Source organism: Belnapia sp. F-4-1, assembly GCF_000802185.1.
Taxonomy (GTDB): Bacteria; Pseudomonadota; Alphaproteobacteria; order Acetobacterales; family Acetobacteraceae; genus Belnapia.
Genome location: NZ_KN676116.1, coordinates 26303 through 46214 on the forward strand (window position 1 = coordinate 26303; position 19912 = coordinate 46214).

General features: G+C 65.1%; 11 protein-coding genes and 10 pseudogenes. 13 read left to right on the forward strand and 8 right to left on the reverse strand.

The features are described 5' to 3' along the window. A pseudogene (locus tag LH62_RS30785) lies at nucleotides 1–141 on the forward strand (IS630 family transposase); the annotation flags it as partial. Nucleotide 142: 1 nt separating this feature from the next. Here the strand turns inward: LH62_RS30785 and LH62_RS26950 are convergent. Next, nucleotides 143–418 (reverse strand): HigA family addiction module antitoxin, encoded by a 276-nt coding sequence (locus LH62_RS26950; RefSeq protein ID WP_052215142.1) that lies wholly within the window; start codon nucleotides 416–418, stop codon nucleotides 143–145. 11 nt (nucleotides 419–429) lie between these two features. Further along, nucleotides 430–710: pseudogene (locus LH62_RS29845) on the reverse strand (type II toxin-antitoxin system RelE/ParE family toxin). A gap of 415 nt (nucleotides 711–1125) precedes the next feature. Between LH62_RS29845 and LH62_RS26960 the strand changes: the two are divergent. The 3 genes and pseudogenes from LH62_RS26960 to LH62_RS30790 all read left to right on the forward strand — a co-directional run. Then, nucleotides 1126–2091 (forward strand): annotated as a pseudogene (locus tag LH62_RS26960) (IS5 family transposase). Nucleotides 2092–2395: 304 nt separating this feature from the next. Further along, nucleotides 2396–6205 (forward strand): calcium-binding protein, encoded by a 3810-nt coding sequence (locus LH62_RS28805; protein ID WP_144404743.1) that lies wholly within the window; start codon nucleotides 2396–2398, stop codon nucleotides 6203–6205. Nucleotides 6206–6391: 186 nt separating this feature from the next. Beyond that, nucleotides 6392–6574: pseudogene (locus LH62_RS30790) on the forward strand (IS5/IS1182 family transposase); the annotation flags it as partial. A gap of 553 nt (nucleotides 6575–7127) precedes the next feature. On the opposite strand, the gene LH62_RS26970 reads toward LH62_RS30790, so the two are convergent. From LH62_RS26970 to LH62_RS26990, 4 genes and pseudogenes are all read right to left on the reverse strand, one after another. After that, complete coding sequence (locus LH62_RS26970) at nucleotides 7128–7955, reverse strand: IS6 family transposase (protein WP_043367299.1); 828 nt, start codon at nucleotides 7953–7955, stop codon at nucleotides 7128–7130. Between the two features lie 79 nt (nucleotides 7956–8034). After that, nucleotides 8035–8339: pseudogene (locus LH62_RS26975) on the reverse strand (transposase); the annotation flags it as partial. Nucleotides 8340–8617: 278 nt separating this feature from the next. Beyond that, nucleotides 8618–9845, reverse strand: a pseudogene (locus LH62_RS26980) (IS3 family transposase). A 45-nt stretch (nucleotides 9846–9890) separates the two neighbouring features. After that, nucleotides 9891–11132: pseudogene (locus LH62_RS26990) on the reverse strand (IS1182 family transposase); the annotation flags it as partial. 76 nt (nucleotides 11133–11208) lie between these two features. Here LH62_RS26990 and LH62_RS32820 point away from each other — a divergent pair. From LH62_RS32820 to LH62_RS27005, 5 genes and pseudogenes are all read left to right on the forward strand, one after another. After that, nucleotides 11209–11643 carry a GNAT family N-acetyltransferase gene (locus tag LH62_RS32820; protein WP_369796848.1) on the forward strand — a complete coding sequence of 145 codons (435 nt, stop codon included), beginning with the start codon at nucleotides 11209–11211 and terminating at the stop codon, nucleotides 11641–11643. Nucleotides 11644–11851: 208 nt separating this feature from the next. Next, nucleotides 11852–12811 (forward strand): annotated as a pseudogene (locus LH62_RS26995) (IS481 family transposase); the annotation flags it as partial. 704 nt (nucleotides 12812–13515) lie between these two features. Continuing rightward, the gene (locus LH62_RS30795) at nucleotides 13516–13836 is read left to right on the forward strand and encodes a hypothetical protein (RefSeq protein WP_144404745.1); all 321 of its coding nucleotides are present in this window, start codon (nucleotides 13516–13518) and stop codon (nucleotides 13834–13836) included. A gap of 130 nt (nucleotides 13837–13966) precedes the next feature. Next, nucleotides 13967–14247: pseudogene (locus tag LH62_RS29855) on the forward strand (type II toxin-antitoxin system RelE/ParE family toxin). Between the two features lie 11 nt (nucleotides 14248–14258). Beyond that, nucleotides 14259–14534, forward strand: a complete 276-nt coding sequence (locus LH62_RS27005; RefSeq protein WP_052215142.1) for a HigA family addiction module antitoxin — start codon at nucleotides 14259–14261, stop codon at nucleotides 14532–14534. Nucleotide 14535: 1 nt separating this feature from the next. On the opposite strand, the gene LH62_RS27010 is transcribed toward LH62_RS27005, so the two are convergent. After that, on the reverse strand, nucleotides 14536–15606 hold the full coding sequence (locus LH62_RS27010; protein WP_043367302.1) for an IS630 family transposase: 1071 nt from the start codon (nucleotides 15604–15606) through the stop codon (nucleotides 14536–14538). Nucleotides 15607–15785: 179 nt separating this feature from the next. On the opposite strand from LH62_RS27010, the gene LH62_RS30800 reads away from it, so the two are divergent. From LH62_RS30800 to LH62_RS27020, 4 genes are all read left to right on the forward strand, one after another. Then, the gene (locus tag LH62_RS30800) at nucleotides 15786–16139 is read left to right on the forward strand and encodes a hypothetical protein (protein ID WP_144404746.1); all 354 of its coding nucleotides are present in this window, start codon (nucleotides 15786–15788) and stop codon (nucleotides 16137–16139) included. 121 nt (nucleotides 16140–16260) lie between these two features. Continuing rightward, nucleotides 16261–16716: a hypothetical protein gene (locus LH62_RS32245; RefSeq protein ID WP_236552713.1), complete on the forward strand. Its 456-nt coding sequence runs from the start codon at nucleotides 16261–16263 to the stop codon at nucleotides 16714–16716. Between the two features lie 152 nt (nucleotides 16717–16868). After that, a complete protein-coding gene (locus LH62_RS30810; RefSeq protein WP_144404747.1) occupies nucleotides 16869–17519 on the forward strand; it encodes a hypothetical protein in 651 nt (216 codons plus the stop codon). Between the two features lie 741 nt (nucleotides 17520–18260). Beyond that, nucleotides 18261–18689, forward strand: a complete 429-nt coding sequence (locus LH62_RS27020) for a KilA-N domain-containing protein (RefSeq protein WP_144404748.1) — start codon at nucleotides 18261–18263, stop codon at nucleotides 18687–18689. Between the two features lie 34 nt (nucleotides 18690–18723). Here LH62_RS27020 and LH62_RS27025 read toward each other — a convergent pair. Beyond that, nucleotides 18724–19912, reverse strand: a pseudogene (locus LH62_RS27025) (IS3 family transposase); the annotation flags it as partial.

Genomic DNA, 19912 nt, shown 5'->3' on the forward strand with positions numbered 1-19912 from the left:
TTCCAATCCGTCGCCGATCTCGAGCAGGCCATCGCCCGCTACATCCGCGAGCACAACGCCACGTCGAGCCCATTCGTTTGGACCAAGCCCGCCGGTACCATCCTCGCCAAGCTCGACCGGCTGCCTGCATCATCCGAATGAGTCACTGCACTAGGCGCAGCGCCATCTCCGCCGTGATGGCACGCCGTCCGCCGAGGATCGCCGTGATGCGGTTGGCCGGCACGCGCAGCGCGAGGGCCAGCGCATGCGCCGACAGGCCCAGCGGCTCCAAGAACTCGTGCCGCAGCACCTCGCCGGGATGGACGGGGCTCAGGCGCTCGCCGCTGTCCACCTCGGCCAGGTCCACGCGACCGGCATCGAGGTCGCTGCGGGCAATAGGCCCTGTGGTCTTCCTGCGGGGCATCACGCGTGTCGTCATGGCGAGCCTCCTCAATGGTAGTCCACGATCTCGACCCCATGCGGCCCATCCTCGCGCCAGAGGAAGACCAGCCGCCACTGCCCATTGATCCGGACGGAATATTGACCGGCGCGGTCGCCGCGCAGGGCTTCCAACCGGTTGCCGGGCGGCACGCGCAGATCGTCCAGCCGCTCCGCCGCATCCAACATCGCCAGCTTACGGCGCGCCGCCTGGGCCAAGTCCGCGCCATGCTGCGGGGCAGACCACCCTGGAAGACGAGCGCGGTCGCCTTGTCGCCGAAGCTCCGGATCACGCCGATACGTAGCGCGTCATACGCGGAGCATCAAGCGTAATGTCTCCAGGCGACGGAGGCGTCTGCGGCACCTCGACGGCCCAAGCCGAGCTCATCCGCGCGCAGCAGAGTACCGATGGCGCCGGGATCATCGGGCTTTCCCGGTTCGCCTTGCAGGACGACCCGCTTTGCCGTCTTGGGGCCGAGAGAGGGGACTTGGCTTACTTTTGAGAGGAAGATCAGCGGCTTGACCCAAGGCGCCATGCGGGCGCCATAGCGACTACTCAGCGTCTTCTGCCGCCGTAGGACGGAGGCTAAGCGCTTGGCTTTCCGGTTGGTGCGCGGAAGCGCCTTGTTGCATCGGTCGCCGGCCTCGGTGGCTTTGGGTAGGGGTGAGGGCGGGGCGAGGCCCCTTCACCATGCAGGGCCACCCCTCATGCCGTTCAAATTGAAGGCCGTTCGGCGCCATCACATTCCGAAGCAGCGGCACCGAGTTACCAACTGGGCCGAGTACGATGCCGGCCTGCGGGCTCGCGGCAGCCTGACTGTCTGGTTCACGCCGGAGGCGGTGGAGGCCTGGAAGGCCGAGCCACGCACTGGCCGTGGCGGGCAGCCCTTGTATTCAGCCTTGGCAATCGCCACAGCCCTGACGCTGCGGGCCGTGTTCCGCCTGGCGCTGCGCCAAACCGAGGGCCTGATCGTCTCCGTCTTGCAACTGCTCGGCCTCGACTCACCAGTGCCGGACCATAGCACCTTGAGCCGCCGGGCCGAGGCGTTGGTGGTGCCGCGGCCAGAGGTAGGGAGCGCGCCGATACATCTGCTGGTGGACAGCACGGGGCTGAAGCTCTGTGGCTTGGGCGAGTGATTGGAGGAGAAGCACGGCAGCAAGCGGCGCCGAGCTTGGCGGGTGCTGCACCTCGCCACGGACGCCGACACGGGCCACATCGTTGCCTCGGCGGTGACCGGCAGGGATGCTGACGACGGCTCCCAGGTCGGTCTGCTGCTCGACGAAGTTGATGGCCCCGTGGCGTCATTCACCGGCGACGGTGTCTATGACCGCGACGACGTCTACACCGCGGTGGCGATCCGCCACCCTGAGGCCGCGGTCATCGTGCCGCCACGCGCGAATGCGGTGCCAAGTGAAGCCGCAGGGATCGCGCCGACGCAGCGTGATGCGCATCTACGATGTATCGCCGAGCGCGGCCGCACGGGCTGGCAGCGGATCTCGGGCTATGGCTGGCGTGCTCTGGTGGAGTCCGACATCGCGCGATGGAAACGCATCATCGGTGATGGCCTACGCTTCCAGACTGAGGGGTGTCAGGCGACCGAGGTGGTGATCGCCGCCAAAGTGCTGAACCGAATGCTGGAACTCGGACGCCCCGAGTATGTCCGCATCGCATGATGCGGAACACGGGTAGGGTTCAATACGCCCACTCCGTCGATCCATGCACCAAAGCGAGGGCGGGCACTCGTCCGCTGGTCCATCCAGGAAGTCCGTCGCATAGCTATCCGCCTCGCCCAACGGAAAATCCGGCCCTCCCGCATCATCGCATGGTCACTCTGGCGACGAGCACACCAAGCCACCGCACAGAAAGCCCACATCAAGCGAAGACCGAAAATGTAATGATAGTGTAATATTATCATTTAATCAACTTTTGCGTTCGACATTCATGGAAGCAGTAACTTCAATCGCCAGAGGATGCTTGATGCCTAATCGCCCTCTTCCCTCTCCGCTTGAGGTGGATGCCGGCTACTATTTTCAGCACTATCCCAATGCTGAAATCTCCGTCCTAAGCGCTGCGGAACATTATGCGACCTTCGGATGGCAAATCGGTCTTAACCCAAATGCTCTTTTCGATACACGCTACTACTTGGTGGCCAACCCGGACGTTGCGGCAGCGGGGATGAACCCCTTTGAGCATTTCGTGGAGTTCGGCATTCACGAAGGACGCAGCCCTTCGCCGATTTTCAATGCCGAATTCTACCTCTCTCAGAACGCCGATGTGCGTGCGGCCGTCGAGGCTGGCACGATCACCGCAACCGAGCATTTCGTGGAGTTCGGCATTCACGAAGGACGCAGCCCTTCGCCGATTTTCAATGCCGAATTCTACCTCTCTCAGAACGCCGATGTGCGTGCGGCCGTCGAGGCTGGCACGATCACCGCAACCGAGCACTTCCTGGAGTTCGGCATTCACGAAGGACGCAGCCCTTCGCCGGTCTTCAATGCCGAATTCTACCTCTCTCAGAACGCCGATGTGCGTGCGGCCGTCGAGGCTGGCACGATCACCGCAACCGAGCACTTCCTGGAGTTCGGCATTCACGAAGGACGCAGCCCTTCGCCGGTCTTCAATGCCGAATTCTACCTCTCTCAGAACGCCGATGTGCGTGCGGCCGTCGAGGCTGGCACGATCACCGCAACCGAGCACTTCCTGGAGTTCGGAATAGCAGAACAACGCTCTCCGGCCGCGGCTATCAACGTAACCGCTTACCTCGATGCGAACGCCGACGTCCGCGCTGCAGTCGAGGCCGGCACCATCGGTGCCCTCACGCATCTGCTGACCTCCGGTTTCAAGGAAGGCCGCGATCTCGGCAACGGCCTGCGCCTTTCTGACTTTGCTCACGACGCCACCTTCACCGCTGCCGTCGCCGCGGGCGACTCCGAGGCAGCGCTTACCCGGGTTGTGGCCGTGGCGCCCTTCTTCCCGAGCTTCATCGGACCCGCGGGATGGCAACCCGCGGCGGACACGGCGATCGTGACCGACTTCACCCCGTTGGACCGCGCCGTGCTTCGCGTGCCGGAGGGCGTGATCGTTCCCGAGGGCACGGTGCTGCCGCGGGCGTCCTTCCTTCCCAGCTTCACCGTGACCGTTAGCAACGGTGTACTCAGCTTCGGAGGAACGGCGACGGGCGAGATCGCCCTCACTCGGACCGAGGCCGGGACGACCTTCAGCCGCGAGGGCCAGTTCGTAACCATCCCCAGCCTCGATGACGCGAGCACGCTGACCCTGGGCGACGCCGATCTGAATGCGCCAGCATCGGCCCTGGACGGCAAGGCCGTCACGGGCACTGGCCAGGTCACACTGTCCGGCGTGCTCGCAACCACCAACCTGGCTGGCTTCTCCGCCGCGTTGCATGTGACCGCCTCCCTGATCGGCGATGCAGACATTTCCGGCACGGCCAGCTTTGCAGCGGTGGACCGTTTCGTCGTTGCGAACCATGCGACACTGACCTTGAAGGTCGGGCAGGCCGAGACTGTGGAGATCGCCGGCAGCTACGCCCTCAGGGACGGGGCCTCCGCTTTCGTTGTTGGTGGCGCGGTGCCCGGCGTGGTGGCGCATGCCGCCAGCGTGACGGTTGTCGGGGCCGTCCCACTGGCGGAGTTGACCACCCTGAAGTCTGCCTTCAGCGGAACGCTGACCTACGCTTCGGTCAGCGACACGGCAGCGAATCTGGTCTCCGATGCTGGCACCTACCTCAAGGACGGCACCGATATCACGGTCACCGATGCCGCCACGCTGGGGCAGCTTGCAATCATTGATGCCACCAACAACCAGGGTGCGTTGGAATACAACTCGGTCAGCGATACCGCGGCCCTGCTAGCGGCCAATGATGGCACCTACCTCCGTGCGGGGACGAACGTCGCCGTCACCGACGTGGCGACGATTGCACAGCTCGTGACCATCGACGCCTGGAACGGCACCGGCACGACAAGCAGCCCGCTGATCACCGACAGCTGGCAGCAGCTTCTGGGGGCGGACGCGTCCCGCTATCTGTCGAATGCCACAACGATCCATCTTACGGACTACAATCTCGGCGAGGTGACCACGGCGGAGGTGCAGCGCCTCCTCGGCATGGCTCATCTGGTTGATGCCGGGGGCAGTCCCGTCGAGCTTTCGGACCTGACCTATACCCTCAGGGACGCTCCGGTGAACCTGGCGGCATTCGGGACGGCCGACATCGTCACTCACGCGGACAGCATCACTGCCTCCGGCCCCGCCACGGTCAGCCAGGCAGTCACCATCTACGGCCGCGACGCCGGTGCGCTCTATGACGTGACCGACAGCGCAAGCTCCCTCGCCCGTCCGGACAGTGCCGCGGACGTTGCCATCCGCCATGCGGTGCATCTGGTGGCGACCAGTGCTGCGAATGCAGCCCAAGCCGACATCATTCACGCTCGGGATGGTGGCGGCGACGCGCGTTACGATATCCGGGACTACTTCCAGGCCGTCGACGGTCTGTCTTCCGGCGTCCGTGACGCGGCGGAGAACATCAACGTCACCGGGCGGCAGTCCGGTGTGATGAGCGTGGCGGATGCGGGCGCTGTCGTTGCCTATGGCAACAGCGGCACCACGACCATCGGCAACATCCAGGATACCGCGGCGAACGTGCACAGCTTTGTCTCGGCCAACCAGGAAACGACGGGACCGACGGCGCTGAACTACAGCTTCAGCATTTCCGACACCACGTCCGGCGTGCTGTCGCAGATCGGCGCCAACCATCTCGGTTTCATCACGGGCAATGCGGCGGCCGACGTCGGGGGCGATCAACAAGCTTCGAACATCACCGTCAGTGGTAGCTTCGGCGTGGCCGATGCGAAGGCGTTCTGGACGGCAGTGAGCGACGGGTTCAGTGGGAACGCGGCCACCACGTCACAGCGCACCTACTACGGCGTGCAGGGATCAGTCGCCAACTATGTCAACGAGGATGCTTCTGCAAACTGGGTGACTAAGGCCGACCATGTGCATCTGACGGATACGGCCGCCAATGTGCACGCCGCCCAGAATGGCTACGACCCCGGTCACTCGTACATCTTCTTACTGTTCAATGTCCGCAACAATGGCAGTGACAGCATGAACGTCACGGGTAACGCGGGCTATCAGAACATCCGGGGCTCCGGCGGCCGCGACGTGATCGACGGCGGAGCCGACGGGGACTCCCTCAATGGTGCCGGCGGCAACGACATCATCTACGGAGGAAGCGGCGGCGATAACCTCAACGGAGGCGATGGCAAGGACATAATCTACACCGGTGACACCGGGAACAACACGGCTTGGTCCTCGGCCATATACCGGGCTGCCAACATTGCCGCCGGCGGCCAGGGTGGCGACAACCTGTTCGGCAGCGAGGATTTTGACACCTTCATCTATCAGGGCTCGATCCGGTCGGCGCTGATTGGAGAGTCGGGCACCACTCAGTCCGTGCGCGACTACGTCACGAACTTCAGCCTGGGTGACAAAATTCAGTTCTCAGGCACGAGCGATGTTCAGTTCCTCGGCAATAGCTCCGCCAATGCAGCAGCTGTCGACGCGGGTGATCTCGGGCTGGCGATCCGTTACGAGAAGAACGTTCAGGTGTTGAACTACGACGGCAGCGACGTGGTCACAGCCAGCCGCATTCTGGTCGATGTTGCCAATGCAAATGGGCAGTTCGACGATGTCGCAGACATGCACATCGTCCTGGTCGGCAGCAACATCGACGTGAACTGGGACAGTGGTTCCCTGATCTACGGTGGCTGATGCCTGACGGCCGGGCGCGGAAATCCGCGCCCGGCCTTTCCGTTCGATCCGCCTCACTTGTCTTCTCTGTCTCGTCCGCCCTGTTGTGCCGATCAGCAAGACCTTGTTGCCTCGGTCGTCCGCCTGAGTGGCTTCGGGTAAGGTGAGGGTGGGGCGGGTTTCCCTCATCCTGCAGGGGTATCCCTCTTGCCGTTCAAAACGAACGCCGCTCGGCGCCATCACGTCCCAAAGCAGAAGCACCGGGTGACCAACTGGGCCGAGTACGACGCCGGCCTGCGGGCCCGCGGCAGCCTCACCGTCTGGTTCACGCCGGAGGTGGTTGAGGCCTGGAAAGCCGGGCCGCGCACCGGCCGGGGCGGGCAGCCCCGCCGTGTTGCATGGGTCAGCGGTGTAGACATGCTGGTTCCTACCGATATTTGGATTACGCGATGCGGACGTACTCCGGCCGTCCGAGCTCGAGCATATGGTTCAGCACCTTCGCAGCGATGGCCACCTCGGTCGCTTGCCGTCGGTCCGTCTGGAGCGTAGCCCGTCAGCGATGACGCGCTTCCGTCTCGAGACGTCGGCCTCTACCAGAGCACGCCAGTTGTACCCCAAGGCCCTCTGCCAACCCATGCGGCCTCGCTCGACAATACATCGGAGATGCGCGTCCCGCTGCGTCGGCGCTGACCGCGCAGCTTCACTCGGCACAGCGCTGGCGCGTGTTGGTACGACCACGGCCGCGTCCGGGTAGCGTGCCGCGACCTCGGCGTAGACGTCGTCCCGATCGTAGGCACCGTCGCCGGTGAAGGACGCCACGGAACCATCGACCTGCTCAAGCAGGGGACCGACCTGCGAGCCGTCATCGGCCTCTCTGCCAGCTAGCACGGTTCTGTCAGCGCTCACGCCAAACCTAACGATGTGAGATGCTGGCCGGTTCCGGTCATGCCGCGTCGAGAATAGCGAGCGCAGTGATGGCACGGCGGTGGAGAAGTAGGCGACGACGTTTGGCTGAGACAGACTGATTGTGACGGGTCTGGAGGCGCAGAAAGTTGCGGAGCTCGTCGAAGCTTCGACAGAATCGCCTCGCTAAATCGAAACTCTTGAAGCTACGCATACACCGTATGCGGCCTTTCACGCCCCGGTGATCTTGTTCAAGTCTGTTATTTTTGTAGGCGCTGTTGCGGTGGACAACCCGCTGGCCGAGCGTTGATCGGATGGCTCGTGGGTAGGAGCCGTGACCGTCCGTGGTGATCTGATCGGGGACCTGACCGGTGACCGACTTTGCCGAGCGGAAGAAGGCCCGCGCCGCTGCCAAGTCCCGGTGCTCGCTCAGCATGGTGTCGACAAGGTTGCCGTCGCGGTCAATGGCTCGGTACAGATACGCCCACCGGCCGCCAACCTTCAGGTAGGTTTCATCCACGTGCCAGCGTCGGCCACGGGCGCCGCCCTTGCCGTGCCGGCGTCGACGGAGCTCATCGGTCAGCACCGGTGCGAGCTTCGCCTCCCAATCACGGACGGCTTCGTGGCTGAAGATGAAGCCGCGCTGGAGAAACATCTCGGCCAAGTCGCGCAGGGTCAGCCGGTAACGCAGGCGCCATAGCACCACGAGGGCAATCATATCCGACGGGTACTGGGTGTGGTTCAGCACGCCTCCGCTGCGCTCATTGTACTGCTGGCCACAGTTTCGGCAGCGGAACCGGCGATAGCCCCGGGCGGTGCGCTCCGGCCGCTCCGTCACAGCAGCGGAGCCGCAGGCCACGCAGTCCATTCTCGGATCCCACTCCGCTGACCCAGAAGCCTACCAGCCCGGCGCCAGCCCGCCAAACGACCCTACTGGCGCGAGATCTGACAGAACCCCGACGACGTGCGGCGCTTACCAGTTTCCCGACGCAGCTTCCTTCAGCACCAGCTTCTCAAGCGTCAGGTCCGCCACCGCTTTGCGAAGCCTGCCGTTCTTCTGCTCCAGTTGCTTCAGGCGTTTCACCTGGTCCAGCTTCAGACCGCCGTACTCGCTCCGCCACCGATAGTAGCTTTGCTCAGTCACCCCGATCGTGCGCACCGCTTCGGACGCCGTCTTGCCCTGCGCCAGCAACACCTCGACTTGCCGCAGCTTGGCCACGATCTCCTCCGGCTTGTGATGCTTCCTTGCCATCTCAAACCCTCCGCGGCTCGCCGGCATCACATTACCGGCGGATCGCTTCTAGGGGGTCAGGTCAAACAAGCGAAGTTACGTCATGCGACTTATGCCGGGCCTCACATGCGGTAAGCTCCGTTGGGGGCAGGTTAGCTCCACTGCCCGCTGCTCGCGTCTGCCCAGCAGCGCTACAGCTGCATCTGACCCTGAGCGGACTTTGCTGGCCAAGCACCGGCTCAAGACGCAGAGCCGGTTTCCGATGGCTCGGTGGCCTTGCCCCGCCTTCACGGACAGCGTTACGCGACTGAAGCAGCCGCATGGAACGCCGCGACCTTCTGCTCTGGTGTGAGATAGCCCAGAGCCGAATGCAAGCGGCGTCGGTTGTACCAGCCTTCCAAGAACAGGAACACATCAGCAGTAGCTTCATCGCGCGTCAGGTAGTCGCACTGTTCGACGAGTTCGCCTTTCAGCGTGGCATAGAAGCTCTCCATTGGCGCATTGTCCCAGCAATCTCCCTTGCGGCTCATGGAGCAGAGCATGCCGTGCTGCTGCAATCGCTTGCGGTACTCGTAAGCTGCGAATTGCACCCCACGATCCGAGTGATGGGTCAGGCCGGGTGCAGGGCGCTGACGCGCAATGGCCATGTCGAGCGCGGCGAGCGCGAGCTCGTGGCCGAGATGGTCGGTCATAGCCCAGCCCACGACGCGGCGGGAGAACAGGTCGAGCACCACGGCCAGGTACAACCAGCCTTCAGCAGTCCAGATATACGTCAAATCAGCCAGCCAGACCCGATCCGGCGCGCTGGCAGTGAAATCGCGCCCGAGCAGGTTCGGCGCCACCGGATAGGCATGCGCGCTGTCGGTGGTGCGGCGGAACCGCCGCCGGCGCCTGGCCGACAGGCCCATGCCGCGCATCAGGCGCACCACCCGCTTGCGGCCAACCCGCCGGCCATGGCTGCGCAGGGTGGCATGCACGCGCGGGCTACCGTAGCGACCCCGGCTGGCTCGTGCGCGGTGCGGATCTCGGCCGCCACCGCCCGGTCCTCGGCCGCCCGCGCACTCTCCGGCCGGCTGGCCCAGGCGTAGTAGCCACTCCGGCTCACCCCCAGCACCTCGCACATGATCTGGATGGGGAAGTCGGCGACATGCTCGCGGATGAAGGCATAGCTCATCTCCGGCCCGTCGCCCGGCCGAAGATGAGCGCAGCTTTTCCCAAAATGTCGCGCTCCATCCGGACCCGATCGAGCTCACGTCGCAGCCGCCCGATCTCCGCCGCCTGGTCGGCCGGGCTCGGGCCCACGCGGCGCGCCGGCGCAGCCTGCTCTTTGGGGGGCGTCGGCGCCGGCGCGCCGCTCTCTGTCGCTGTGCGGCCCTCTGCCCAGCGCAGCCAAGTCCGTACCAGCCGGTCCGGCAAGCCAAGCTCGGCCGCCACCGCCGAAACCGAGCGGCCACCACGGATTGCGGCCACCGCTTCGAGCTTGAACGCCTCCGGAAACAACCGACGCTGTTTGTTGCTCTCCGCCATCGACACCTCTCAGGCCCTTCAGCCTATCTGGGGTGTCCGTGAGAGCGGGGCAGGGCCAAGGCGCTTCTGCATAGCGTCCAGCACGCCCTCGTGCTCCCAGCGAGTGACTCGACGCATCTTGGCCGGCGTGCACTGGGCCTTGATCGGACATTCCGGGCACTTGGTAGTCCAGTAGTGCCGCAACGTCATCCCGTTCTCGTCGACGCGGTTGAACCACCACTTCATGGTCTCGCCGGCAGGACACCGGTAGGCGTCCTGCCCCGGCACGTAGACGAAATCCTGCTTGCCGAACCGGCCATCCGCCTTGGCGCCCGAGGTGTATGGCTTGGGCACGTAGGTCACCATCCCGGCCTCCTCGCAGGCGACGATCTGGCGGCCGGCGAAGTAGCCACGGTCGGCCAGCACGGTCAGCGTCGTCCGGCCCGTCGCCTCCTGGGCCTGCAGGCCCATGGGAGCGAGCTGGGCGCGGTCGCTGGTGGCGTTGGTGACCTCGTGCGCCACGATCAGATGGTGCGTCGTGTCCACGGCCGCCTGCACGTTGTAGCCAACCACGGTGGTGCCACGGCCCGACGTCGTCATGGCGCGGGCGTCAGGGTCGGTCAGTGAGACCTGGCCGTCCGGCGCGGCCGCGACCACCACCTCCATCTCGCGCAGGTGCCGCATCTGCTCGCGCAGCCGGTCCAGCTTCTCCCGCAAGCGCCGGACTTTGGCGGTGGGCACGCCGGGGTCGTGCCGGTCGGCGGTGTCGAGCGCCGCCATGTAGCGGGCGACGCTGGCCTCCACCTGCTCCATCCGCCGCTGGATGACGGACTGGCTGTAGGTCTTGTCGCGGGCGTTCACCGCCTTGAACTTGCTCCCGTCGATCGCGACCAGGCTGTCGGAGAACAGGTCGAGCTTACGGCACAGCAGGACGAAGTGGCGGCAGGTTGCCTTGATGGCCGGGCCATTGTCCCGGCGGAAATCGGCGATGGTCTTGAAGTCCGGTGCAAGACGGCCAGTGAGCCACAGCACCTCGAGGTTGCGCTGCGCCTCGCGCTCCAGACGACGGCTGGAGGGCACGCGGTTTAGGTAGCCGTAGAGGTAGAGCTTGAGCAGCATGGCAGGATGGTAGGCAGGGCGGCCGGTGTCGGCGGGCGTGGCGCGGCCGAAGCCCAGCTCGGCAAGATCCAACTCGTCCACGAACGCGTCGACCACCCGCACCGGGTTGTCCTCGCCCACGTAGTCGTCGACGCTCTCGGGCAGCAGAAAGCTCTGGCTCCGGTTCCAGCCCTCGACGTAGCGTCCCATGCTCTCGATCCCGCGCTTTCTGCCGCCCAGAATCGACCAGCGGCATCACTTCGGACAAGAGTTTATCGTGTGGTTCATGGCCCCGACCCACGCTCTACACATCCGTCACACCCCTACTTCGGACGATCTGTCGAGGGTTGCCCGCCTGTGGGCGCAGCTCGGGTGGGGGCAGGATGACGAGGATGGGCGACGGCGTGTCGGTCTGGCCTTTGCGGGTTCCGCCTGGATCGCTTTGGCTGATTGGGAAGGGGAGTTCGCGGGATACGCACGCGCACTGAGCGATGGAGTGCTGGTCACCTACCTTGTCGAGGTAGCGGTAGCGCCGAGTTTCCGACGCAGAGGTGTAGGGGGCGCCCTCATCCAGTCCTGCTTGGACGCCTTCCAACATACGGCTGTCTACGCGGATGCGGCGCCGGAGATCATCGGATTGAACACCCGATACGGTCTCCTCCCACGTCCATCACATCTGACGGCTTGTACACGCGGTCCTCGAACGGTCGCAGCAACCTGATCAGCCGTCTTTCCACACACCCTCGGTGGGAAGCGGACCAAAGTGGGCCGGGCATGGCGCCGTATTCTGGTAGGCTGCCTGATGCCCTATGCCGTGACACTCCCGCTTGAAGCCGAGGCCGCCGCCTGGATGCGGCAGATGTGGTGCGCGCTAGGTGTGCAGTCCCGGGGTGTGGTGGTGCGTTCTCTCGTGACCAGGAGGACGCCCTTTGGCAGCAGGTCCTCACGGCTCAGCCCGAACGACGCCGCGAGTTCGAGCCAAACTCCAAGCGGCGCAAGCGTCGACCCGCGCCCTCGCCGCCCAATACGGCCTGAACCCTAAAACCGTCGCCAAGTGGCGCGCCCGGCAGATTACCGCTGACGCTCCCATGGGGCCACGTCAGCCTCGTAGCTCCGTACTGACGGAGGCCGAGGAGGCCATCGTCGTCGAGTTCCGGCGCCGTGCCCTGCTGCCGCTCGATGACGTCATGGGCAGCCTGCGCGACGCCATTCCGAAGCTCAGCCGCAGCGCGCTCCATCGCTGTCTGGAGCGCCACGGCATTTCCCGCCTGCCGCGTGACGAAGAGGCAGCCTCCAAGCGCAAGCGTTTCGCCGAGACCACAATCGGCTATGTCCATATCGACATCTGCGAGCTGCGCCTGGCCGAGGGCAAGCTCTTCATGTTTCTTGCCATCGACCGGGTCTCGAAGTTCACCCACGTCGCTTTCCTGCCGGCCGCGACCAAGCTGAACGGTGCCGCCTTTCTCTGCGAGGTCGTGGCCACCTTCCCTTATGCTATCCACACCGTGCTCACCGACAACGGCATGGCCTTCGCCGACCTGCCGAAGTACCGCGATGGGCCTACCGCCCAGTGGATGAGCCACATCTTCGACCGCGTCTGCCGCGAGCACGGCATCAAGCACAAGCTCACCAAGCCCTATCATCCTTGGACCAATGGCCAAGCCGAGCGGATGAACCGCACCGTCAAAGAGGCCACCATCAAGGCCTTCCACTACCCTGACCTCGATGCTCTCAGGGTCCACGTCTTGGCCTTCGTCCAAGCCTACAACTTCGCCAAGCACCTCAAGGCTCTGCGATGGCGAACACCTTTCCAGGCCATCTGTGATGCCTCGACCAAGGATCAGTCGGGCTTCAAAATCAACCCGCACCACCTCATCCCGGGACCACACAGATTGCCCGCCCCGACCAGTGCGCGGCTCAGCCTTCCAGGCTTCGACTGCCTTCGGCGTGAACCAGACCGTGAGGCTGCCGCGGGCGCGCAGGCCCGCATCGTACTCGGCCCAGTTGTTGACCCGGTGCTTTTGCTTGGGGATGTGTTGGCGCCGAGCGGCATTCGCTTTGAAAGGCAAGAGGGCTGCTCCTGCAGGGTGGAGGGGAGGGGACGCCCCCCGGTCTCACCTACCCGCAGTCACCCAAGCCGGCGACCGATGCAACAAGGCGGCCTGGATACTCTCACAATAGAGCCAGATGGCATGGTGGATGACCTCGGCTGGGAAGCGGTAGCCGGGGTAGGTGGTGGGCTCGATCGACATTCGACCATCTTAGCTCAACCAGTTCATTCCACCCAGCGCTCAGCTACGTGACAATGCCCCCTGGCCCCATCCTACCCTGGCAATGTCAGTCGAGCCCATCCGTGCACCACACTCCTCGGTTCCTGGAAACCCTCCGTTTCGTGGCAGGGCTGGGGGCCCTCGCGGCCGCGGGGTGGCAACTGAACCTCGCCGTCGTATGGTTTTTCTAAGTGGACATGCGTATCACTGGTGTCAGCGACTTGGCTGGATTGCAGTGCTGTGAGGGTGAAGAGCGGCCGGCAGAAGACGCACTCGGCGGTGCTCTGCCTTTACAGCCAACAGTAGATCGGAAATTTAGCACTATGAAGCGCAGCCTTGCCAGGACGATGGAAATGACAAGCGCCACTCGTCCCATTGGCCGCGCGATGGCGCTGCTCGCCGTGTTAATGCTGCTCTGGGGCACAAACTGGCCGCTGTTCCACATCGTCTTGCAGGAACTTCCGCTTTGGACTTTCCGTGCGATTACCACAGGCTTCGCGGCGATCCTGTTGGTGAGGCATTGTCAACTTGCGCTAAACCGAAACGGAATTTCGCAACACTGGCTATCTGACAGGCCGCGTCTCAACTGCCGCATTGCGCGTTTTGCCACCCCGACGATGGAAAATTGTGGTCATTTCGGATGACGTTCGCCAAGTTGACAATGCCCTGCTGCGCGCGGATGAGCTCGGCTTGGGCCGTCGAGGTGCCGCAGACGCCTCCGTCGCCTGGAGACATTACGCTTGATGCTCCGCGTATGACGCGCTACGTATCGGCGTGATCCGGAGCTTCGGCGACAAGGCGACCGCGCTCGTCTTCCAGGGTGGTCTGCCCCGCAGCATGGCGCGGACTTGGCCCAGGCGGCGCGCCGTAAGCTGGCGATGTTGGATGCGGCGGAGCGGCTGGACGATCTGCGCGTGCCGCCCGGCAACCGGTTGGAAGCCCTGCGCGGCGACCGCGCCGGTCAATATTCCGTCCGGATCAATGGGCAGTGGCGGCTGGTCTTCCTCTGGCGCGAGGATGGGCCGCATGGGGTCGAGATCGTGGACTACCATTGAGGAGGCTCGCCATGACGACACGCGTGATGCCCCGCAGGAAGACCACAGGGCCTATTGCCCGCAGCGACCTCGATGCCGGTCGCGTGGACCTGGCCGAGGTGGACAGCGGCGAGCGCCTGAGCCCCGTCCATCCCGGCGAGGTGCTGCGGCACGAGTTCTTGGAGCCGCTGGGCCTGTCGGCGCATGCGCTGGCCCTCGCGCTGCGCGTGCCGGCCAACCGCATCACGGCGATCCTCGGCGGACGGCGTGCCATCACGGCGGAGATGGCGCTGCGCCTAGTGCAGTGACTCATTCGGATGATGCAGGCAGCCGGTCGAGCTTGGCGAGGATGGTACCGGCGGGCTTGGTCCAAACGAATGGGCTCGACGTGGCGTTGTGCTCGCGGATGTAGCGGGCGATGGCCTGCTCGAGATCGGCGACGGATTGGAATACGCCTTGTCGCAGGCGCCTTCGGCTCAACGCTGAGAAGAAGCCCTCGACGGCATTGATCCAGGAGGCTGAGGTTGGCGTGAAATGGAACACCCACCGAGGGTGCCGCTCCAGCCAGGCGCGGACCTTGGGATGCTTGTGGGTGGCGTAGTTGTCGGCGATGGCGTGGATCAGCTTACCCGCGGGCACGGCGCGTTCCACGGCGTTAAGGAAGCGGACGAACTCCTGGTGCCGGTGCTGTGGCATGCAGCGGCCCAGCACGGTGCCATCCTGGACATTGAGCGCGGCGAACAGGGTGGTGACGCCGTTGCGTTTGTAGTCGTGGGTCATGGTGCCGCATTTGCCGGGCTTGAGGGGTAGGCCAGGCTGGGTACGGTCAAGCGCCTGGATCTGCGACTTCTCATCAATGGACAGCACCACGGTGTGCATCGGCGGATCCATGGTGAGGCCGACGATGTCCTCGACCTTCTCGGCGAAAGCCGGATCGTTGGAGCGCTTGAAGCTGCGCAGGCGGTGCGGCTGCAGCCGGTGGGTATCCCAGATGCGCTGCACTGAGCGCAGGCTGATGCCGCTGGCCTGCGCCATCGCCCGGCCGGTCCAGTGCGTGGCCTGACCCTGCGGCTCCGAGCAGGTGAGCGCCAGCACCTTCGCCACGGTTGCGGTCGGCACCGGCGCCCTGCCAGGTGGGCGGGTCTTGTCGCGCAGCAGGCCGTCCACACCGGCCAACGCGTAGCGCGCCTGCCAGCGCCATACCGCCGGTCGGCTTGCCGCAGCCTGACGGGCAATCTCAGCAACGGAGAGCCGGTCGGCGGACAGCAGGATGATCCGAGCACGTTGGACGTGCTTCTGCGGGCGGTTCCGGTCAGAGGTGATCGCCGCCAGTCGCGCACGATCACCAGCGTCGACAATGACGCATACTTCCTGGGCCATCTGCCCAGCTTGGCATGCCTCAGTAGGCGCGTGAATCGTCCGTCTGTGTCACTGCACTAGCTGAAAGGTAGCAGGAAGCGTTGACCGAAATGGCCCGGTCTTTGGCGTCGACTTCGCCAAGTTTAACTGAAAACAGATGGCAATGGACAGGATCTCAGGCTTAGGCTCGGCGCGTCGTCATGCGCCGTGGCAACGAGGTTCTAACCGTGTTCGGAGCCATGATCACATTTGCTACGCTGGGAGTCGCCTCAGGCGCTCTGTTGGCATGGTCCGATGATGTTCAGCCCGCCTCCTGGGCTGAGGAGGCAGCACTGGTCCTGCTGGACCTGCTGCTCGGCGTCGGACTGTGGTGGGGAATCTCTGGCTTCACACTGATGCTGCATACCTTGGCCGTCGGAGGCGACGGCGTGGAGCGCTATGGTGCGATCTCATCCCTGCGTTCGCGCTCCAAAGCTTGGCGCTGCGTTGCCAATGCCACCCATCCAGGCTTGTGGTTGCCGCTGGGGTTATTATTGACGTTCTGGGCTACATAGCAGGCAAGCATCACCATCTGCATTCGCAGGGGACTGCTGGATTGCTATAATCGCAGTGCTGTACGCCAACGCCCCAACGCACGCCCTCAGCAACTTAGTCGTCAAATGCACTGGATAGCCGTTGCCGCCGGTGCCGAAAGCCAGTTCGTTTGGCCAGGTGCGCGCCGGGGCCATCAAATCGGCCAGGGCTTTCAGGTGGTCGCTGGAATGGGTGACAAAGGCGAAGCCCGCCACGCTGAACTGCGCGATCAAGGTCAGGTTCTCAATGGCTTGCCCGGTGTGCGATATAGAGGGAGGCGTTTATGATGTGATTGTTCGCCATGATCAACGTTGTGTCGTCGTCGACCGCGCTCTGCGTTATCAGGCCGAAGACGATGTTGCCACCCGCGCGGGGGCAACTATCGACCAGCACCGATCGCCCGCCGAGGCGTCCATCCGCTGTCCGCCGGCGCTCCTGACCCAGGGGAGGAAGCGGCCCAAGGTGCTCAGGGGGGAGGTGGGTTCGCAGCATTTCCCACGCGCGCAGGGAGGCTGCGAACCAGTGGGGAGCGCCGCGGTCGCGCCAACCATCCACTAGACGGCAGGCTTGGCTGTGGCGCCTGCATAACCAAGCTGACTTGGTCGGATAGCTCGAATTCAAATTTGAATCGGCCGCACCCGGTGGTAGGTGCCGGCTCAACCAGCATTCCTTGGCCGCTCAACGACGGTCAAGCCATTGGGGGAGGGGGTATGCCGCGGATCCCGCGCGAGGAGCATGCGACGATTGTCCGCCGGGTCGACCTCGAGGGGCAGAAGGTGGCCGAGGTCGCCGCCGCCTATGGCTGCACCCCCGCCAACATCTACGCCATTCTGACCAAGATCCGCCGCCAGGGGGCTGGAGACACCAGCGCGGCCGCGCCTCCTCAGGATCACGCCAAGGTGGAGGCGGAGGCCGATCCTTTGCCGCCAGCCATGCCCGGCACTTCGGCCGACCTATTTGATGCCTTGCCGCCGACGCCGGTCGACCCGGTCCCACCACCCCCGCCGGCCTCCACGGCGCTGGGTCTGCGACCGGCCGAGCCAAGCGCGCCACCGCCCGCCGCATCTCGCGTACCTGACCCGCAAGGCCCACCGCCGAGGCCGCCTGCTCCCGCCCGCACCGGACGCGGTGGGGCCGCAGCAAAGCCGGCGGCGCCAGCATCACCGCCACGGGTGGGCAAGACCGGGTATGCCCTGTTGATGCGAAGCAGCGATGGCGAGGAGGCGGTGCACCCCTTCCGCTCGCTCGACGAATTGCTGTCCGCTGCCAAGCCCATTCTGCGGACCGCCGCGCGCAGCCCCGAGCCGGTCTGGTTTTCGATCCAACAAGTCGACCTCGATGCCCTGGGAGACGACACATGACGGCGCGGCGGCGAACAGCCTGATCAGGCTCTTGGACCCCAGAACGTAGCCTCCTGCCTGTTGCCTTGGGGCTGTGCCGCATGCGCGCGATGGGCTTGGAGGATGGGGCTGCCACCGACCTCCTGGAGGCCAAGGGGAGTGGGTTGGGCGCGGAGGTACGCAGGGGGTACGCAGCATTTCCTTCGCGCGCGGGGAGGGTGCGTACCGCCCTGTTTCATTACGATTTTGAAATTAGATCGCACCATCCCCATCTGTGGTGGACGAGAGGCATGACCCTGACGGCGCCCTCGCTCCCCTGATGGCATAGCGCCGCTTTCAAACTCGCGGGTCGAGCACAAGCCGGTCGCTTGCCGGACCGCCCCAGCGCATCCCAACGGGTGCCCCATGGCTGGTCCGCGTCGTCCCCGACCGAGCTCAGGGTTGGGTCTTCTGTCTCTCGGCTACCCTTGTCCCGCATCTGGGCAGGCCTCCAGGGCGTCACCTCGACGTCCCTGGCTGCCCGGCACCGCGCATCCGGCACTGAGCCGGCCGCTTCTGCAAACCCTATCCCTGCCAGCGGTGGCAGGGCGATGCCGGCCTAAGGGTCGAGCCTGACCACGTCCACCATCACCGTGGGGCGCCAGCCCGACATCCGCCTCGGCGGTACGCCGGGCTGTGCCGCCCCTCCCCAACCGGTCTCGGCAGCTCCGAGCCGACCGCAGCGGACCCTTGAGCAAGGCCGAAACCCTGTTGGAGATCACCATGACCCCCATCAGCATCCTCAGCTACCATGGCAAACCCATCCGCCTCCGCGGCACCATGCTGAACCTGACCGACATGTGGCGGGCGGCAGGCTGCCCGGAGTACCGGCGCCCCAACCACTGGCTGGTCCTCGAGGAGACCACGCGCTTTCGCACCCACGCCCAGACGCACTGGACCGACCCCGATGGGGAGGCCAGCCAAAATATCATCCAGGATGATATTATCCGCCTCGACCCCGATGGCTTCGTTGCCACCGCCCGCGGCCGCCACGGCGGCACCTGGGCGCACTGGCAGCTTGCCCTGGCCTATGCCCGCTACCTCTCGCCCGAGTTCCACCTCTGGTGCAACACCGTCGTCCGTGCCGCCCTGGTGTGGCACGGCGGCCGATCCACGGCGGACCACGATCCGCTGCGACAGCACCTGGTGTAGTGCGCCCGGTTGTTGAGACAGCTGACTGCGCTGTTCAGGCGGCCAAGGGTAGATGGGTAGGTAGGCACTGAGCAAGGCCGCGTTGCTCGGCGCGGATCTGATTCGGGGTGCAGTAGCCGTGCATGGCGACGAGCCAGGTGGCGTTGTAGTGGGCAACGAAGTCCTGCAGCCCGCGGCGCAGCTCTTCGATGGTGTCGAAGGTGTGCACCCAGAGGAAGTTCTCTTTCAAGGTACGGATAAAGCGCTCGGCGACGCCGTTGCCCTCGGGCTGGCGGACGAAGGAGGGCGAGCTCTCGATGCCGAGGAAGGCGATCTCGTCCTGCAAGTCGCCGGACATGTAGTTGGAGCCATGGTCGTGGCGCAGAGCGAGACCCTTGGCTGCGTTCTTTTCGATGCGGCCGAAGTGGCGCAGGACACCCTGCCGGATCGGCTCGAGTGCCTCGAAGCGGTTGCCGGAGCGCGCGGCATGGTTGCCGACGCACTCGCCGGAGCAGTGGTCGACAGCGACGAACACCCGAGCCCGGCCCTCCTTTACGGTCACGGTTTCGGTCATGTCGGTCCCCCACATTGCATCCACGGCGGTGGTGGTGATCGTGCCGTCATGGGCGCGCTGCTCGGGACGGCCGACGCGGTGTGGCGCGAGCAGGCCGTGCTGGCCCATGAGGCGCCGGACCCGGCGAGCCGAGGTGCGGATGCCGGCATGGCGCAGCCGGGCCCAGATCTTGCGGTAGCCCTCACCATGCAGGCGCGAGCCAAGGATCTGGGCGCGGATGTGCTCGAGCAACGCGGCATCGGAGCAGGCACCTACCGGGCCCCGGCGTGTTGGCCCGGCCGGCGCCGTGGGGTCGGGCGCCGCACGGTGGCGGTAGACCGTGGCACGGGAGAGCCGCCAGACCCGGGCGACCCGGGCCAGGCCGTAGGCGCGGTCTGTGGCCGGCGAGACAGCCTGGCTCATCGCCTCGACCTCCGTCGGCCCAAAGGGCGCCCGCCCTCCAGAGCCGCAATCTTCTGCTCCAGCAGCTCGTTGGCCATGGTGACCTCGCCGAGCTTGGCCTTAAGCCGGAGCAACTCCTCATCGCGGCTGTCGCGCTCGCGCTCCTTCATCGCCGCCTCCGCCCCGACCAGGGCGCGGTCGCGCCACTCGCTCAGACGAGCGACGGTAACGTTGAGGTCCCGGGCTACGGTCTCCAGCGGCTCGCCGCGTAGCAGCCGGGTGACGGCAG

What these genes read in the sequence shown, in the direction of transcription:
- LH62_RS27010 (WP_043367302.1), bottom strand. Translation starts at nt 15,606, where the DNA reads ATGGCCCAGGAAGTATGCGTCATTGTCGACGCTGGTGATCGTGCGCGA.
- LH62_RS30810 (WP_144404747.1), top strand. Translation starts at nt 16,869, where the DNA reads ATGCCGCGGATCCCGCGCGAGGAGCATGCGACGATTGTCCGCCGGGTC.
- LH62_RS27005 (WP_052215142.1), top strand. Translation starts at nt 14,259, where the DNA reads ATGACGACACGCGTGATGCCCCGCAGGAAGACCACAGGGCCTATTGCC.
- LH62_RS28805 (WP_144404743.1), top strand. Translation starts at nt 2,396, where the DNA reads ATGCCTAATCGCCCTCTTCCCTCTCCGCTTGAGGTGGATGCCGGCTAC.
- LH62_RS27020 (WP_144404748.1), top strand. Translation starts at nt 18,261, where the DNA reads ATGACCCCCATCAGCATCCTCAGCTACCATGGCAAACCCATCCGCCTC.
- LH62_RS30800 (WP_144404746.1), top strand. Translation starts at nt 15,786, where the DNA reads ATGCGCCGTGGCAACGAGGTTCTAACCGTGTTCGGAGCCATGATCACA.
- LH62_RS32820 (WP_369796848.1), top strand. Translation starts at nt 11,209, where the DNA reads ATGGCCCCGACCCACGCTCTACACATCCGTCACACCCCTACTTCGGAC.
- LH62_RS30795 (WP_144404745.1), top strand. Translation starts at nt 13,516, where the DNA reads ATGAAGCGCAGCCTTGCCAGGACGATGGAAATGACAAGCGCCACTCGT.
- LH62_RS26950 (WP_052215142.1), bottom strand. Translation starts at nt 418, where the DNA reads ATGACGACACGCGTGATGCCCCGCAGGAAGACCACAGGGCCTATTGCC.
- LH62_RS26970 (WP_043367299.1), bottom strand. Translation starts at nt 7,955, where the DNA reads ATGGACTGCGTGGCCTGCGGCTCCGCTGCTGTGACGGAGCGGCCGGAG.